Here is a 16,019-nt window from a genome sequence, read left to right on the forward strand (position 1 = left end):
CGCTGACCTGCCCGACCACGACGCTCGACACGGCGGACCGACCCGGCACGGGTCGGTCCGCCGTGCTGCATCCCCACCGTGTCGCCTCCACCGCGTCGCCTCCACCGGGGCCTGGTCCCACCCGATCCCGGCAGCGACCGGCAGTGATAGAGAAGAGACATGACCGACGTCACCGTGCCCACGACCGCCGCAGCCGACCCCGCTCCCGCCACGCACTTCCACGACGTCGACCGCTTCGTCCGCCTGCCGCGGCTCTCCGGGCTGACGCTCAGCCCGGACGGCCGGCGCCTGGTCACCGGCGTCGCCACCCTGAACGCCAAGGGGACCGGTTACAGCACCGCCCTGTGGAGCGTGGACACCGCCGGGGAGGCACCCGCCGTTCGCCTGACCCGCAGCGCCGCGGGGGAGACCGGTGCCGTCTTCACCGCCGACGGTGACCTGCTGTTCACCTCCGCCCGCCCCGACCCGGGCGCCGACGACGCCGAGGAGCCCGTGACGGCGCTGTGGGCGATCCCGGCCGCCGGGGGCGAGGCCCGCGTCGTGCACGGCCGGCCGGGCGGCCTGGGGCCGGTGCTCACCGCCGCGGACGCCGACGTCACGATCGTGCGGGCCAACGTGCTGCCGGGGGCCCGCGACGAGGCGGAGGACGCGCGGCTGCGTGACGCCCGGAAGACCGCCGGCGTCTCGGCCATCCTGCACGCCGGCTACCCCGTCCGGTTCTGGGACGCCGACCTCGGTCCCGACGAGCCACGCCTCTTCGCGCTGGAGACCGGCGGCGAGGCCGACCCGTTGCCCGGCACCACCGACGCCGTCGCCCCCACCGAGCTCCGCCCGATCACGGTCGGCATCGGCAACGGGCTGATGCACGCCGAGCAGGTCCTCAGCCCCGACGGTGCCACCGTGCTCGCTGGGCAGACGCTCGCCGTCGCGCGCGCCGACCTGCGCGACGTCCTGATCCGCGTCGACGTCGCCACCGGCGAACGGACCCGGCTCGTCGAGGACGCCGACTGGGACTACGCGCCCGGCCCGATCAGCCCCGACAGCACCCGGGCGGTCGTCGTGCGCGAACGTCGCACCACCCCCGAGCAGGCGGCCCAGCTGCAACTCATGCTCCTGGACCTGCGCACCGGGGACGTCAGCCCGCTCGCCCACGACTGGGACCGCTGGGGTCACCCGCACGCCTGGCTGCCGGACGGCTCCGGCGTCGTGGTCACCGCCGACCAGGACGGGCGCGGGCCCGTGTTCGTCATCGACGTGGCCAGCTCGGCCGTGCGCCAGGTGACCGACGACGCCGCCGCCTACACCGACGTCGTCGTCGGCCGGGACGGCGCCGCCTACGCGCTGCGGGCCAGCTACGCCCACCCGGCCGAGCCGGTGCGCGTGGACCTGGCCACCGGCGAGGTCACCACCCTCCGCGGCCCGGTCACCCGCCCGGAGCTGCCCGGCCGGCTCGAGGAGGTCCGCACCGAGGCCGCCGACGGCACCGCGCTGCGGGCGTGGCTGGCGCTGCCGGGCGGGGCGGGCGCCGACGCGCCGGCGCCGCTGCTGCTGTGGATCCACGGCGGGCCCCTCGGATCCTGGAACAGCTGGAGCTGGCGCTGGTGCCCCTGGCTGCTCGTCGCTCAGGGCTACGCGGTGCTGCTGCCGGACCCGGCGCTGTCCACCGGCTACGGGCAGGACTTCATCCAGCGCGGCTGGGGAGCGTGGGGTGAGGCGCCGTACACGGACCTGATGGACGTGACGGACGCCGTCGTCGCCCGCGACGACATCGACGAGACCCGCACCGCGGCGATGGGCGGCTCCTTCGGCGGCTACATGGCCAACTGGGTGGCCGGGCACACCGACCGGTTCGACGCCATCGTCACCCACGCCTCCCTGTGGGCGCTGGACAACTTCGCCCGGACCACGGACATGTCGCTGTACTGGGAGAAGGAGCTCTCCCCGGCGATGACCGACGCGAACTCCCCGCACCGCGCGGTGGAGCAGATCCGCACACCGGTCCTGGTGATCCACGGGGACAAGGACTACCGGGTGCCCATCAACGAGGGACTGCGGCTGTGGTACGAGCTGCTCTCCCGTTCCGGCCTGCCGGCCGACGACGAGGGCCACAGCCCGCACCGGTTCCTCTACTTCCCGGACGAGAACCACTGGGTGCTCAAGCCGCAGAACGCGAAGGTCTGGTACGGGGTGGTGGCGGCGTTCCTGGCCGAGCACGTGCTCGGCCGGGAACGCCCGCTGCCCGCCGAGCTCGGCCTCACCCGGGCCGTTGCCGAGGAGCCGGCGGAGGAACCGGCCGGCGCAGCAGCGGAGGGCCCCGCCGATGCCCGCTGACGGCGCGCCCGGTTACACCCTGCGCCGGGCACGCACGTCCGACGTCGGACCCATCCGGAACCTGGTCGCCCCGCTCGCCGAACAGCGCGTGCTCATCGCCAAGGAGGCCGTCGCCTACTACGAGGGCATCCAGGAGTTCCTGGTCGCGCAGGACGCGACGGGCACCGTGATCGGCTGCGGCGCCCTGCACGTGATGTGGGAGGACCTCGCGGAGGTGCGCACGCTCGCCACCTCGAGCGACTGGCGCGGACGGGGCGTCGGGCATGCGCTGCTGGACGCCCTGCTGCAGCGGGGACGGGAGATCGGCGTCGCCCGCGTGTTCTGCCTGACCTTCGAGGTCGATTTCTTCACCCGGCACGGGTTCACCGTGATGGCCAACCAGGACAGCATCGACCCGGTGATCTACTCGGAGCTGCTCCGCTCCCACGACGAAGGGGTCGCCGAGTTCCTCGACCTGGCCCGGGTCAAGCCGAACACCCTCGGCAACACCCGCATGATCCGGCGGATCGACACCGCCTGAGCGCCCCCGCAACGCTCACTGGCAAGCGGCCGGGAACCCGGGGCAGCACTGGACACCCTCCCGGCAGTCTGCTTAGTGTGGGGACCGCGGACGGAGGCGGCCCCGGCGGTCTCCACCGCGACGACAGGCTCTATCCCCGACCCGAGAGGGAACAGACCATGGGATTCGACGACGCGATCAACAAGGGCAAGGACGCCCTGGGCAACGACCAGGTGGGCGACAAGGTCGACGAGCTGCAGGAGCAGCACGGCGACAAGCTCGGTGAGCACGGCGACCAGGTCAACCAGGGCATCGACGCCGCTCAGGAGAAGTTCGGCGGCGGGTCGGACGCGGGCGAGGGCCAGTAGGCCGCCCGGCGGGAACGCTGCCGCATCCACCACGTCCGGCGCCGTGAGGGCGCCGATCGATCGAAGGGAGAACGCATGGGACTCGGAGACAAGATCAGCAATGCTGCTCAGGACGTCAGCGGCAAGGTGAAGGAAGCCGCCGGCAAGGGCAGTGACGACCAGAGCCTCGAGGCGGAGGGCCGAGCCGATCAGGCCGGCGCCGACGTCAAGAAGGCCGGCGAGAACGTGAAGGACGCGTTCAAGCACTAGAGCGGACCGGGCGCCCGATGATCGGGCGCCGACCGGACCGGAAGGGGCGGGGACCACGGGTTCCCGCCCCTTTCCCCTGCCCGGGGGCGGCGGTACTGTCGAGTCACCGCGACGACCTGCGATGACGCCGCGGACGGAGCGGACGAGGAGATTCGATGAAGAAGCTCATCAATGACCCGAAGAACGTCGTCATGGAGTCGGTCGAGGGGTTCGGGCGCGCTCACGCCGACCTCGTCACCGTCAACCCCGAGCCGTTGTACGTGGTGCGCAAGGACGCCCCGCGCAGCGGCAAGGTCGGCCTGGTCTCCGGCGGAGGCAGCGGGCACGAGCCGTTGCACGCCGGTTTCGTCGGGCGCGGCATGCTGGACGCCGCGGTGCCCGGCGCGGTGTTCACCTCGCCCACGCCGGACGCGATCATCCCGGCGACCGCCGCGGTGGACGGCGGTGCCGGCGTCGTGCACATCGTGAAGAACTACACGGGCGACGTGCTCAACTTCGAGGCCGCCGCGGAGATGGCCGAGGCCGAGGGCAGCACCGTGCGCCAGGTGCTGGTCAACGACGACGTGGCCGTCGAGGACTCGCTGTACACCGCGGGCCGGCGCGGCGTCGCCGGCACCGTGCTCGTCGAGAAGATCGCCGGTGCCGCCGCCGAACGCGGGGACGACCTGGACGCCGTCGTCGCCGTCGCCGAGCGGGTGGTCGCCAACGTCCGCTCGATGGGGGTGGCCCTGACCCCGTGCACGGTCCCGCACGCGGGGGACCCGAGCTTCGACCTGCGCGACGACGAGATCGAGATCGGCATCGGCATCCACGGGGAGCCGGGCCGCCGCCGGGGCAAGCTCGAACCGGCCGATGCCATCACCGAGCACCTGCTGCAACCGGTGCTCGACGACCTCGGCATCGGCTCCGGCGAGCGGGCACTGCTGTTCATCAACGGGATGGGCGGCACCCCGCTCTCCGAGTTGTACATCGTGTACCGGGCGGCGGCCGCGCTGCTGGACCGCAGCGGGATCGGCATCGCCCGCTCGCTGGTCGGCAACTACACGACGTCCCTGGAGATGCAGGGGGCGTCCGTGACGGTGCTGCGGGTCGACGACGACATGCTCACCCTGTGGGACGAGCCCGTGCTCACCGCCGCGCTGCGGTGGGGGGCCTGACCGTGGCGGGCGACGCCCTGGACACGGCGTGGGCGGTGCGCTGGGTGCGCGCCGCCGCCGACGCGATGGCGGAGCACCGCCGGGAGCTGATCGATCTGGACCGGGCGATCGGCGACGGCGACCACGGCGAGAACATGGACCGCGGCTTCAGCGCCGCCCGCGAGAAGCTCGAGGAGGAGTTCGCGGGCCCGGGCGCGGTGCTGAAGATGGTCGCCATGACGCTGATGTCCAAGGTCGGCGGCGCGGCCGGGCCGCTGTACGGCACGGCGTTCCTGCGGGCCGCCACCAGCCTGGGCGACGCCGACGCGTCCGCGGAGGCCGTCGCGGCAGCACTCACCGCCGCCCGCGACGGCGTCGTCAGCCGCGGCAAGGCCGAGGTGGGCGACGCGACCATGGTCGACGCGTGGACGCCGGCCGTGGACGCGGCCACGCAGGCGGCGTCCGCCGGTGATTCGCCGGCCGCGGTGCTGGCCGCCGCCGCCGACGCCGCGCAGACCGGGGCGGAGTCCACCGACGAGCTGCAGGCCCGGAAGGGCCGAGCCAGCTACCTCGGCGAGCGCAGTGTCGGTCACCGGGACCCGGGCGCTGTCTCCACCGTCCTGCTGTTGCGGGCCGCCGCCGACGCCGCCGCCACGGGTGCGGGGACGGCGTCGGGCGACGGGTCCGGCGCGTGAGCGTCGGCCTGGTCGTCGTCTCGCACAGCCCGAAGATCGCCGAGGGCGTGCGCGACCTCGCGGCCCAGATGGCCGCCGACGTGCGGATCGTTCCCGCCGGGGGCACCGACGAGGGCGGTATCGGCACCAGCTTCTCCGTCGTGATGGCGGCGGTCGAGTCCGCGCAGAGCGGTGACGGCGTCGTCGTGCTCACCGACCTCGGCTCCGCCGTGATGACCGCGGACTCCGTACTCGAGTTCCTCGACGACGACGCCCGCGCGCTCGTGCGGGTGCCGGACGCGCCGCTGGTGGAGGGCGCGGTGGCCGCCGCGGTCGCCGCACAGGGCGGGGCGGACCTGGACCGGGTGACCGCCGACGCGGTGGCCGCGGGAGGCCCCGGCTCACCGTCGACGGGGGCCGCGTCCGGCGGTGCCGACGCCGGTGCCGATCGCGCGGGCGCCGCCGACGAGACCGCGACCGGCTCCTTCACCCTCGTCAACGCGGTCGGCCTGCATGCCCGCCCGGCCGCGATGCTCGCCCAGGCGCTCGGCGCGCTCGACGCGCAGACCGAGGTGAACGGCGTCGACGGCGCCTCCGTGACGATGCTGATGACGCTCGCCGCCGGGCAGGGGTCGACCCTCACCGTCCGGTCCAGCGGGCCCGACGCGGAGCGCGCGATCCAGACCGTGGGCGACCTGGTGGGCCGCGGCTTCGACGAGGACTGAGCCCCGCTCCTCCTGCCCCGAGGCCGGCCCGGGGTGGGTCCGAACTCAGTCGGGCAGGCGGACGGTCCTCCCGTCGTCGTCGCGCGTGCCGCCCGCGCCGTCCAGCCTGACCAGTCCGTCTGCCGCCAGGCCACCCAGCGCGGAACGGATGCGGTCCTCGTCGTGGCCGAGTCCGGCCAGGGTCCGCAGGGCTCGGCCGTGCGTGGCCGGCTCGGCCGATGCCGCCGCGGAGGTGCCGGTGAGATCGACGGTGGCTCCGGTCGCGGTCCGTACCAGCGCCTCCACGTCGACGGGACCGGCCGCCTCGCGCACGACCGCGAGGATCGCGCCGCGCAGCTGCCGGGTAGTGCCGGCCCACGCCTGGCCGGTGGGGCGGTGTTCCGGTGCGGGGCGTCCGGCCGCGAGCCAGGCGCAGCGGTCGGCGAGGGGGCAGTCGTCGCACCGGGGGGAGCGAGCCGTGCACACGAGCGCGCCGAGCTCCATCACGGCGACGTTCCACACCGCGGCCTCGGCGTCGTCGGCGGGCAGCAGGTCGCGGGCGAGCCGGGTCTCGGCGACGGTCTGCGAGGGGCGGGGCAGGGCGCGGCCGTGCAGGACGCGCGTGAACACGCGCCGGATGTTGGTGTCCAGCACGACGGTGCGGCGCCCGTGGGCGAAGGCGGCGACGGCGGCGGCGGTGTAGGCGCCCACGCCGGGCAGCGCGAGCAGCGCTTCCTCGTCGTCGGGCACCCGGCCGCCGTGCCGGGTGGTGATCGCGGTGGCCGCCGCGTGCAGGCGCAGCGCGCGCCGCGGGTAGCCCAGGCGGCCCCAGGCGCGCACCGCCTCCCCGCTCGGCACCGCGGCCAGGTCCGCCGGCGTCGGCCACCGGGCGAGCCACTGCTCCCACACCGGGAGCACGCGCACCACCGGGGTCTGCTGCAGCATGAACTCGCTGACCAGCACGGCCCAGGCGGTGCGCTCCGCCGCACGCCATGGCAGCGTCCGGGCGTGCCGCCCGTACCAGTCGATCACGGTGGCGTGCAGATCGGCGGTCGCGTCCGGATCGGCGGGATCGACGACCGCAGCCGTCGTGCTCGATGCCGCCTGCGTCATGCTCTCGATGCTAGGGCAGCAGGCAGGCTCGGCCCGGCGGCGCGTCACCCGGGACGCGTCCACGGGCGCCACTACGCTGGAGGGCATGCCAACGAACGGAAGCGGCCGCGGGCCCAGTGCGGCCACCTTCCGGCGTCGCCGGCTGGTCGCCGCCCTCGTCGTGCTCGTGCTCGTCGTCGCGCTGCTCGGCGGGGTGATCGCCCTGTTCACCGCCGTCGGCGGCAGCACCGCCTCCGGTTCCGCGACCGGCCGACCCGGCGACGGCGGTACCGCGTCCGCGACGCCCGCCCCGACGTCGAGCCGGCCCACCTCCAAGCCGTCGAGCGCCTCACCCACCCCGACGCCCACGTGCGACCCCGCCAAGGTGACCGTGGAGGCGGCGACGGACAAGGCGGTGTACGCGCCGGGCGAGAAGCCGCTGCTGACGCTGCGGGTGATCAACGGCAATGCCGTGCCCTGCGAGGTCAACGTGGGCACCAGCCAGATGGAGTTCGTCATCACCAGCGGCAACGACCGGGTCTTCTCCTCGAAGGACTGCCAGGTGGAGCCGTCGGACAACAAGAAGCGGCTGGCCGCGGGCGCCACCGACTCGGCGAACTTCCCCTGGAACCGCAACCGGTCGACGACCGGCTGCGCGGCGGTGAAGACCGAACCGCGGCCCGGGTACTACCGGCTGGAGGTCAAGCTCGGGGACCGGGCCGGCGGGCAGACCATGTTCCAGTTGCAGTGACCGTCGCGGTGCGGCCCCGCTGACCGCCGTCAGCCGAAGCGGTCCAGCAGACTCGTCTCCGCGATCCGGGACAGGGTCTCGCGCACCAGCCGGGCGCGCTGTTCCCCGACGCCGTCGACGGTCATCAGGTCCTCGACGTTCGCGGCCATCAGGGTCTGCAGGTCACCGAACCGGGAGATCAGCCGTTCGATCACCGGGCGGGGCAGCGCCTGCATCCCGGCCAGGAGCCGGTAACCGCTGGGCTGGACGGGCGCCTCCAGGTTGTCGCCGGCGCGGATCAGCCCGACCGCCTGGGCGATCACGGCCAGGTCCACCATCTCCGCGGACGTCAGCCCCCGCAGCGTGGCCACCGCGGCGTCCACCTGGTCGGGGGTCAACTCCGTGCCGAGGTAGTCGCCGAGCAGCATCTGGCTGTCCGGCCCGAGCCCGGTGGACAGTTCCTCCAGCTGCAGGTCGACGAGCCGGCCGTCGGTCCCGAGCTCCGTCACGTACTGGCGGATCTCGTCCGAGATGCGGCGCACCATCTCCTGGCGCTGCAGGGTGATGGCCACCTCCCGGACGGTCGCGACGGCCTCGATCTCCGACGCGGAGAGGGCGGTCGTCACCTGGTCCAGCCGGTTGCGGTAGCGCTCCAGGGTCTGCAGCGCCTGGTTGGCGCGGGCGAGGATCGCGGCGGAGCCCTCCAGCACGTGCTTGCTGGCCCCCATGTACAGTCCGATGATCCCCATCGACTGGCTGACGGACACGACCGGCAGCCCGGTCTGCCGGGCCACCCGCTCGGCCGTGCGGTGCCGGGTGCCGGTCTCCGACGTCTCGATCGACGGGTCCGGCATCAGGTGCACGCCGGCGCGGACGATGCGGGTCAGGTCCCGGTCGACGACGATCGCCCCGTCCAGCTTCGCCAGTTCCCGCAGCCGGGTGGCGGAGAACTCGATCCCGATGTCGAATCCGCCGGTGCAGAGCCGTTCGACGGTGCGGTCCCAACCGAGCACGATCAGGGCGCCGGTGCGACCGTTGAGGATGCGCTCGATGCCGTCCCGCAGGGCGGTGCCCGGAGCCAGCCGCGCCAGCGTCTCCCGCGGCATGCTGCTCATCGGTCGCCTCGCTCCTGGTGGTGGGCCGGCCGGCCCGACGGGTACCGTCCGAGCCTAGTCCAGGCCCGCCGTTCCGGGCGTCAGCCCTCCGGTGTGCCGGGGTAGAGGACGGCCAGGGCCTCGTTGAGCGAGGACACCTCCCGGACGGTCACCCCGGCGGGGCCGATCACCGGGCCGTGGGGGGCGGCGGGCACGATGGCGTGGGTGTACCCCAGCCGCGCCGCCTCCTGCACCCGGCGCAGGATCTCCGGCACCGGACGTACCTCGCCGGCCAGGCCCACCTCGCCGAAGGCGATCATGTTCCGGCGCACCGCCTCGCCCCGCTTCGCGGACGCCAACGCCAGGGCGACGGCCAGATCGGCGGCCGGCTCGGTGAGCCGCACCCCGCCGACGGTGGCGACGTAGCTCTCGTCGCCGCCGACCGCGTAGCCGGCACGCTGCTGCAACACGGCCAGCAGCATCGACACCCGGGACGAGTCGAGCCCGCTGGTCGCCCGGCGGGTGCCGCCGGGGGCGGACGGCGCGAGCAGCGCCTGCACCTCGGCGACCAGCGGCCGGCGCCCCTCCAGGGTCACCGTGACGCACGTGCCGGGCACCGGCTCCCGGGTGCGGGAGATGAACAGGCCGCTCGGGTCGGCCAGCCCGGTGATGCCGTCCTCCGTCAGGTCGAAGCAGCCCACCTCGTCGGTGGGGCCGAACCGGTTCTTCGTGGCGCGCAGCAGCCGCAGCCGGGAGTGCCGCTCCCCGTCGAACTGGCAGACCACGTCCACCAGGTGCTCGAGCAGTCGGGGGCCGGCGATGGACCCGTCCTTGGTCACGTGCCCGACGAGCAGGGTGGTCATGTTCCGCTTCTTCGCCGCCGCGATCAGGGAGGCCGCCACCTCCCGCACCTGCGTGACGCCGCCGGCCACCCCGTCCACCTCGGCGCTGGAGAGGGTCTGCACCGAGTCGATCACCAGCAGCCGCGGGTCCAGGGCCTCGACGTGGGCCAGTGCGGTGCCCAGGTCCGTCTCCGCGGTCAGGTACAGCCGCTCCGCGACCGCGTCGATGCGCTCGGCCCGCAGCTTCACCTGCGCGGCCGACTCCTCACCCGTCACGTACAGCACGTCGCTGCCCCGGCCGGCGAGTTTCGCGGAGACGTCCAGCAGCAGCGTCGACTTGCCGACGCCGGGCTCCCCGGCCATCAGCACCACCGCCCCGGCCACCAGCCCACCACCGAGCACGCGGTCCAGCTCGTCGACGCCGGTCCGCAGGTAGGCGGCCGCCGTCGCATCGACCTCGGTGATCCGCTGGGCGGGGGCGGCGACGCGGGAGGCCGCCGTCGTGCGCCCCACCGACGGCCCGCCGACCTCCTCGATGCTGCCCCACGCCTGGCACTGGCTGCACCGGCCCATCCACTTCGCGGTGGTCGCCCCGCACTCGGCGCACCGGTAGCTGGCGGTGCGGGGGGTCCCGGGGCGGCGGGACGTGGTGGTGCGCGTGCTCATGGTTCCACCCTAGGCAGCGCCACCGACAGAACCGGGCCCACCCCGCGCCAGGTCGTCAATAGATGCACACCCGGCCCCGGATTCGGGGTCGGATGGAGCATCTATTGACGAGCTGGCGGAAGAAGAGAGGGGTCAGTCCAGGTCGGGCAGGAAGTCCCGGGCGTCCTCGTGGGACAGGCCGGTGGACTCCAGCAGGTCGACGATCAGCGGGCGCAGCAGCACGACGAGGGTCTCGCCCTCGAGGTGCTGGATGCGCAGCAGCCGGGGGTGCATCCGGGTGGCGACGTCACCGAGCTCGTACCGGGCCCGCCGGATCAGCCGGTCCCGCCCGTCCGAACGTCGCTCGCCGACGGCGGCGGCCAGCGAGTCCACCGCGTCCGCCAGGTCCTGCAGCACGGCGACGATGCTCTCGGCGCCGGGGTCGCTCAGTGCCGCGTGGTTGATCACGGACGCGAGCCGACGGGCGAACACCCGGCTGTTGCGCAGCGCCAGGTCGACGGCGGACAGGGCATCGGCCAGGTCCGCCAGCTCGCCCCGGTGCCGGCGGTAGGCCGGCGCGAGCGCGGCGACCTCGGTCGACCCCGTCAGGGTCACCCGCATCGCGTCGATCGACTTCTGGGTGCCGCGCGCCCGCACCAGCGCGTGCCAGGCCGTCGTCGCGTCGGCCTCCCGCACCGCCGTCGCGCACTCGCGCAGGATCAGCGCCTGCTCGGTGAGCAGGGAACTGAGCTCGGCGCGCGGCTCCGTGCGAGGATCCCGGGGGACGAGCATCGTGATCAGCAGGGCCATCACCCCGCCCACGACGGCGTCCACGCTGCGGGTGAAGGGGCCCGAGTCCGGCACCGGGAGCAGCACGACGAGCAGGGACTGCAGGCCCAGCTGGGTGGTGAAGACGACGCCCCGGTCGAGGAACCGGGCCAGCATGATGGAGACGAACAGGATGATCGCCGCCTGCCACAACCCGTGGCCGAGCACCTGGATCAACAGCTCGCCGACGGCGATGCCCAGGGTGCAGCCGATGCCCACCTCGAGCACCCGGCGCACGCGCGGCTCGCGGGAGAACCCGAGGGACACCAGGCCCGCGGTGGCGGCGAAGATCGGCCCCCGGTGGCCCAGCACCAGCTCGGCGAACGCGTAGGCGCCCACCCCGCAGACGGTCATCTGCACGGCCGGGAGCACGGACTTGCGCGTCCGGGACAACCCGACCCGCGAACGCACACGGACGAAGCGGCGGCCTCTGCTCCACACCTCGCTCACGTGCACGCTCGCCAGTCTAGGGGCGCGGGGATCGCCGCCGCGGCGTGGACCGGCGCCGAGACGCTGAGACGGGAATCACGCCGGCCGTCGTGAACCGCTGGCCGCCGTTAACCTCCCGTTAAGGTGAGGCGCCCGGTCCCGTCACCTGTCCTGCCTACCGTCACAGCTGTTGTGCTTCGCGACCGTTGCCCGGAATTGGGCCGGCGACGGATCGATCCTCCCAGGTAAAGGACTACACAGTGAAGTTTGTTCGCGTCAGCCAGGCTGCGGCCGTTCTCGCAGTCGGCGCCCTCGCCCTCACCGCGTGCGGCTCGGACAACGCGACCGGCCAGGCCGGCGGCTCCTCCGCCGCCGGGTCCGGCTCGGCGGGCTCGTCGGTCTCCGGCACCCTGACCGGTTCCGGCGCCAGCTCGCAGAACGCCGCCATGGACGCCTGGAAGGCCGGCTTCTCCAGCGCCAACTCGGGCGCCACCGTGCAGTACTCGCCGGACGGCTCCGGCGCCGGCCGCAAGGCGTTCATCGCCGGTGCCGTGCAGTTCGCGGGTTCCGACTCCGCGATGAAGAAGGAAGAGCTCGAGTCCGCGAAGAAGCAGTGCACCACCGGTGCGCTGGACATCCCGGCCTACATCTCCCCGATCGCGGTCGCCTTCAACGTCCCGGGCGTCAAGGAGCTCAACCTCGCCCCCGACACCATCGCCAAGATCTTCCGCGGCCAGGTCAAGAACTGGAACGACGCGGCGATCAAGGCCGACAACCCCGACGCGCAGCTGCCGGACCTGGCGATCACCGCCGTCCACCGCTCGGACGACTCGGGCACCACCACCAACTTCACCGACTACCTGAACAAGGCGGCCGAGAAGGTGTGGACCGACAAGTCGGACGGCGTGTGGCCGTCCGCCCTCGGCGGCGAGAACGCCAAGGGCACCCAGGGCGTCGTCAAGACCGTGACCGACACCGAGGGCGCCATCACCTACGCCGACGAGTCCGCCATCGGCGGCACCCTGGGCAAGGCCAAGGTCAAGGTCGGCGACGCCTGGGTCGACGTGACCCCCGAGGCCGCCGCCAAGGCCGTGGAACTGTCCTCCGTGCAGGAGGGCCGCGAGGAGCACGACATCGCGCTGACGCTGGACCGCACGCCGACCGACTCCTCCGCCTACCCGGTGGTGCTGGTCTCGTACCACGTCGTGTGCAGCAGCTACAAGGATCAGAAGACTGTCGACCTGGTCAAGGCGTTCGAGAACTACGTGATCAGCGAGCAGGGCCAGAAGGACGCCGCCGACTCGGCCGGCAACGCCCCGCTGTCCTCGAAGCTGAGCGAGCAGGCCAAGGCCGCGATCGCCACCATCAAGGTCGCTTCCTGATCGGTCGCCGTTCGCCCAGGTGCCCTGCCCGGAACGTCGGGCAGGGCACCTGCGCGGTTCACCGGTCGACGAATTCGACCTATCGTCTGAAAGGCGAATGACGAGTGTCACTCACGAGGAATCAGCTGGTGGGGTCCAGCTCCGCCCCCGGACGGGGCGACACCGGCCGTGCCGGGGACAAGGTCTTCTCGGGCGCCGCGCTCGCGGCGGGGATCCTGATCCTCGTCGTGCTGTTCGCGGTGGCCATCTTCCTGCTCATCCAGGCGCTGCCCACGTTCGGCGCGAACCCCGCCGACGTCAGCGGTGGGGCCGGGTTCGGCCGCTACATCTTCCCGCTGGTGATCGGCACGCTGATCGCGTCGGTCATCGCCCTGGTCATCGCCACCCCGGTGGGGATCGGCGTGGCCCTGTTCATCTCGCACTACGCGCCGCGACGGCTGTCGCAGGGCCTGGGTTACGTCATCGACCTGCTGGCCGCGATCCCGTCGGTGATCTACGGCGCGTGGGGCATCGCGTTCCTGGCGCCGGCGCTCGTGCCCGTCTACGACTGGCTGGCCACCTACGCCGGGTGGATCCCGATCTTCGCCGGCCCCGCCTCGGGCACCGGCAAGACGATGCTGACCGCCGGCATCGTGCTGGCCGTGATGATCCTGCCGATCATCACCTCGCTGTCGCGGGAGATCTTCCTGCAGACGCCGAAGCTGCACGAGGAGGCCGCCCTGGCCCTCGGTGCCACCCGCTGGGAGATGATCCGGATGTCGGTGCTGCCGTTCGCGCGGGCCGGCATCATCAGCTCGGTCATGCTCGCCCTCGGCCGGGCGCTCGGCGAGACGATGGCCGTGGCCATGGTCCTCTCGTCCGGTGGTCTGAAGGCCAGCCTGATCCAGTCCGGCAACCAGACCATCGCCGCCGAGATCGCCCTGAACTTCCCCGAGGCCTTCGGGTTGCGGCTCTCCGAGCTGATCGCCGCCGGCCTCGTGCTGTTCGTCATCACCCTCGCGGTGAACATGATCGCCCGCTGGATCATCAGCCGCCACAAGGAGTTCTCAGGAGCCAACGGATGAGCGCCACCACCCAGATCCGCGGCCGGTCGGCCTACATGCGGGGACGTGTTCCCGGGTGGGCCCGCTGGGCGGTCCTCGCGGCCGCCCTCGTGCTCGGCGCCGCCCTCTCCTCCCTCGTGGGCTTCTCCCTGGTCGGCTGGGTCCTGTTCTCCGCCGTGCTGTTCGTGATCGGCTGGCCGGTCACCGTCGGCGTCGTCGAGGGACGGCGCAAGGGTGTCGACGCGCTCGTCTCCGCCCTCATCGTCGCCGCGTTCATCGTGGCCCTGCTGCCGCTGCTGTCGGTGATCTGGACCGTGCTCGGCAAGGGCGTGCCCGGCCTCACCGGCAACTTCCTGTCCACGTCGATGAACGGCATGACCGGCGCCCAGGACAACCGGGCCGTCCGGGAGGGCACCGCGATCCTCGGCGGCGCCTACCACGCCATTCTCGGCAGCGTCCTGATCACCGTGTGGGCCACCGTCATCTCGGTCCCGATCGGTCTGCTCACCGCCGTCTACCTGGTGGAGTACGGCCAGGGCAGGTCCCTGTCGCGGGCCATCACGTTCTTCGTCGACGTGATGACGGGCATCCCGTCGATCGTGGCCGGCCTGTTCGCGGCGGCCCTGTTCGGGCTGATGTTCGGGCCCGGCTTCAAGGCGGGCATCGTCGGTGCCATCGCCCTGTCGGTGCTGATGATCCCCACCGTCGTCCGCTCCGCGGAGGAGATGCTCCGGATCGTGCCCAACGAGCTGCGGGAGGCGTCCTACGCCCTCGGCGTGCGCAAGTGGCGGACCATCCTCAAGGTGGTCATCCCCACGGCGATCTCCGGCATCGCCTCCGGCGTCACGCTGGCGATCTCGCGCGTCATCGGCGAGACCGCGCCGCTGATCGTGACCGCCGGCTTCGCCACGGGCATCAACGGCAACGTGTTCGCCGGCTGGATGCAGTCCCTGCCGGCCTACATCTACACCCAGATCCTCACGCCGACCTCGCCGACCAACCCCGGCCCCAGCGAGCAGCGGGCCTGGGCGGCCGCCCTGATCCTGATCATCCTGGTGATGCTGCTCAACCTCATCGCCCGGCTGGTCGCCCGCCTCTTCGCCCCCAAGACCTCCGGACGCTGACGCCGCGCGTCAGCAGCCACCGAAACCGAAGGAAGTCACGTGTCCAAACGCATCGACGTGGACGATCTGAACGTCTACTACTCGAAGTTCCTCGCCGTGGAGGGCGTCTCGATCACCATCGAGCCGCGCTCCGTGACGGCGTTCATCGGTCCCTCCGGCTGCGGCAAGACGACGTTCCTGCGCACCATCAACCGGATGCACGAGGTGCTGCCCGGGGCCCACGTGCAGGGCAAGATGCTGCTCGACGGCGACGACATCTACGCCGCCGGGGTCGACCCGGTCACCGTGCGCAGCCAGGTCGGCATGGTGTTCCAGCGGCCCAACCCGTTCCCCACCATGTCCATCCGAGACAACGTGCTCGCCGGGGTGAAGCTGAACGGCAAGCGCCTCGGCAAGCGCGCGGAGGAGGAGATCGTCGAGACCTCCCTGCGCGGCGCCAACCTGTGGAACGAGGTCAAGGACCGCCTCGACAAGCCCGGCTCGGGGCTCTCGGGCGGCCAGCAGCAGCGGCTGTGCATCGCCCGCACCATCGCGGTGCAGCCCGACGTCATCCTCATGGACGAGCCCTGCTCCGCCCTGGATCCCATCTCCACGCTCGCGGTCGAGGACCTGATCAACGAGCTCAAGGAGAAGTACACGGTCGTCATCGTCACGCACAACATGCAGCAGGCGGCGCGGGTGTCGGACAAGACGGCGTTCTTCAACATCGCCGGCACCGGCAAGCCCGGCAAGCTGATCGAGTACAACGACACGAAGACCATCTTCAACAACCCGTCCGTGAAGGCCACCGAGGACTACGTCTCCGGCCGCTTCGGGTGAGCCGTCCGCCCCGGGCGGAGGACGACGCGC

The 16,019-nt window shown here is 72.7% G+C and carries 16 protein-coding genes; 12 read left to right on the plus strand and 4 right to left on the minus strand.

Features of this window, described 5'->3' with window-relative positions:
- The first annotated feature begins 159 nt into the window (after positions 1-159).
- The 7 genes from IEX22_RS10480 to dhaM all read left to right on the plus strand — a co-directional run bounded on the left by IEX22_RS10480 (position 160) and on the right by dhaM (position 5,982).
- Positions 160-2,331, plus strand: coding sequence for a S9 family peptidase (locus tag IEX22_RS10480; protein ID WP_188668354.1), 2,172 nt, complete (start codon positions 160-162; stop codon positions 2,329-2,331).
- Positions 2,321-2,851 carry an amino-acid N-acetyltransferase gene (locus IEX22_RS10485; protein WP_188668355.1) on the plus strand — a complete coding sequence of 177 codons (531 nt, stop codon included), beginning with the start codon at positions 2,321-2,323 and terminating at the stop codon, positions 2,849-2,851. Before IEX22_RS10480 ends, IEX22_RS10485 begins: the two co-directional genes overlap by 11 nt.
- 158 nt (positions 2,852-3,009) lie before the next feature.
- Positions 3,010-3,198 carry a hypothetical protein gene (locus tag IEX22_RS10490; protein WP_188668356.1) on the plus strand — a complete coding sequence of 63 codons (189 nt, stop codon included), beginning with the start codon at positions 3,010-3,012 and terminating at the stop codon, positions 3,196-3,198.
- Positions 3,199-3,273: 75 nt separating this feature from the next.
- Positions 3,274-3,447: a CsbD family protein gene (locus IEX22_RS10495; protein WP_188668357.1), complete on the plus strand. Its 174-nt coding sequence runs from the start codon at positions 3,274-3,276 to the stop codon at positions 3,445-3,447.
- 155 nt (positions 3,448-3,602) lie between these two features.
- Complete coding sequence (gene dhaK, locus IEX22_RS10500) at positions 3,603-4,604, plus strand: dihydroxyacetone kinase subunit DhaK (protein WP_188668358.1); 1,002 nt, start codon at positions 3,603-3,605, stop codon at positions 4,602-4,604.
- Positions 4,605-4,606: 2 nt separating this feature from the next.
- Entirely contained in the window at positions 4,607-5,278 is a 672-nt protein-coding gene (dhaL, locus tag IEX22_RS10505; RefSeq protein WP_268236877.1) for a dihydroxyacetone kinase subunit DhaL, read from the plus strand.
- Positions 5,275-5,982, plus strand: coding sequence for a dihydroxyacetone kinase phosphoryl donor subunit DhaM (dhaM, locus tag IEX22_RS10510; RefSeq protein WP_188668359.1), 708 nt, complete (start codon positions 5,275-5,277; stop codon positions 5,980-5,982). The genes dhaL and dhaM overlap by 4 nt, the downstream gene beginning before the upstream one ends.
- A gap of 45 nt (positions 5,983-6,027) precedes the next feature.
- Here dhaM and IEX22_RS10515 read toward each other — a convergent pair whose 3' ends face one another.
- Complete coding sequence (locus tag IEX22_RS10515; protein WP_188668360.1) at positions 6,028-7,074, minus strand: iron-sulfur binding domain-containing protein; 1,047 nt, start codon at positions 7,072-7,074, stop codon at positions 6,028-6,030.
- 85 nt (positions 7,075-7,159) lie between these two features.
- Between IEX22_RS10515 and IEX22_RS10520 the strand changes: the two genes are divergently transcribed.
- Positions 7,160-7,804, plus strand: a complete 645-nt coding sequence (locus IEX22_RS10520; protein WP_188668361.1) for a hypothetical protein — start codon at positions 7,160-7,162, stop codon at positions 7,802-7,804.
- A 29-nt stretch (positions 7,805-7,833) separates the two neighbouring features.
- Here the strand turns inward: IEX22_RS10520 and disA are convergent, their stop codons facing one another.
- The 3 genes from disA to IEX22_RS10535 all read right to left on the minus strand — a co-directional run bounded on the left by disA (position 7,834) and on the right by IEX22_RS10535 (position 11,657).
- Positions 7,834-8,898, minus strand: a complete 1,065-nt coding sequence (gene disA, locus IEX22_RS10525; protein ID WP_188668362.1) for a DNA integrity scanning diadenylate cyclase DisA — start codon at positions 8,896-8,898, stop codon at positions 7,834-7,836.
- An 80-nt stretch (positions 8,899-8,978) separates the two neighbouring features.
- Positions 8,979-10,385, minus strand: a complete 1,407-nt coding sequence (radA, locus tag IEX22_RS10530) for a DNA repair protein RadA (protein WP_188668363.1) — start codon at positions 10,383-10,385, stop codon at positions 8,979-8,981.
- Positions 10,386-10,517: 132 nt separating this feature from the next.
- Entirely contained in the window at positions 10,518-11,657 is a 1,140-nt protein-coding gene (locus tag IEX22_RS10535) for an FUSC family protein (RefSeq protein WP_438816622.1), read from the minus strand.
- A 224-nt stretch (positions 11,658-11,881) separates the two neighbouring features.
- On the opposite strand from IEX22_RS10535, the gene pstS reads away from it, so the two are divergent.
- From pstS to pstB, 4 genes are all read left to right on the plus strand, one after another.
- The gene (gene pstS, locus IEX22_RS10540; RefSeq protein ID WP_188668364.1) at positions 11,882-13,003 is read left to right on the plus strand and encodes a phosphate ABC transporter substrate-binding protein PstS; all 1,122 of its coding nucleotides are present in this window, start codon (positions 11,882-11,884) and stop codon (positions 13,001-13,003) included.
- 128 nt (positions 13,004-13,131) lie between these two features.
- A complete protein-coding gene (gene pstC, locus IEX22_RS10545) occupies positions 13,132-14,067 on the plus strand; it encodes a phosphate ABC transporter permease subunit PstC (RefSeq protein ID WP_188668365.1) in 936 nt (311 codons plus the stop codon).
- Complete coding sequence (gene pstA / locus IEX22_RS10550) at positions 14,064-15,170, plus strand: phosphate ABC transporter permease PstA (protein WP_188668366.1); 1,107 nt, start codon at positions 14,064-14,066, stop codon at positions 15,168-15,170. The genes pstC and pstA overlap by 4 nt, the downstream gene beginning before the upstream one ends.
- 39 nt (positions 15,171-15,209) lie before the next feature.
- Positions 15,210-15,989 carry a phosphate ABC transporter ATP-binding protein PstB gene (gene pstB, locus IEX22_RS10555; protein ID WP_188668367.1) on the plus strand — a complete coding sequence of 260 codons (780 nt, stop codon included), beginning with the start codon at positions 15,210-15,212 and terminating at the stop codon, positions 15,987-15,989.
- Positions 15,990-16,019: the final 30 nt, after the last annotated feature.

The organism is Tersicoccus solisilvae (genome assembly GCF_014643255.1).
GTDB lineage: Bacteria > Actinomycetota > Actinomycetes > Actinomycetales > Micrococcaceae > Tersicoccus > Tersicoccus solisilvae.

Bases quoted from the DNA above. Each gene is read 5' to 3' on its own strand.
- IEX22_RS10480 (WP_188668354.1), top strand. From the start codon at position 160: ATGACCGACGTCACCGTGCCCACGACCGCCGCAGCCGACCCCGCTCCC.
- IEX22_RS10485 (WP_188668355.1), top strand. From the start codon at position 2,321: ATGCCCGCTGACGGCGCGCCCGGTTACACCCTGCGCCGGGCACGCACG.
- IEX22_RS10490 (WP_188668356.1), top strand. From the start codon at position 3,010: ATGGGATTCGACGACGCGATCAACAAGGGCAAGGACGCCCTGGGCAAC.
- IEX22_RS10495 (WP_188668357.1), top strand. From the start codon at position 3,274: ATGGGACTCGGAGACAAGATCAGCAATGCTGCTCAGGACGTCAGCGGC.
- dhaK (WP_188668358.1), top strand. From the start codon at position 3,603: ATGAAGAAGCTCATCAATGACCCGAAGAACGTCGTCATGGAGTCGGTC.
- IEX22_RS10515 (WP_188668360.1), bottom strand. From the start codon at position 7,074: ATGACGCAGGCGGCATCGAGCACGACGGCTGCGGTCGTCGATCCCGCC.
- IEX22_RS10520 (WP_188668361.1), top strand. From the start codon at position 7,160: ATGCCAACGAACGGAAGCGGCCGCGGGCCCAGTGCGGCCACCTTCCGG.
- disA (WP_188668362.1), bottom strand. From the start codon at position 8,898: ATGAGCAGCATGCCGCGGGAGACGCTGGCGCGGCTGGCTCCGGGCACC.
- radA (WP_188668363.1), bottom strand. From the start codon at position 10,385: ATGAGCACGCGCACCACCACGTCCCGCCGCCCCGGGACCCCCCGCACC.
- pstA (WP_188668366.1), top strand. From the start codon at position 14,064: ATGAGCGCCACCACCCAGATCCGCGGCCGGTCGGCCTACATGCGGGGA.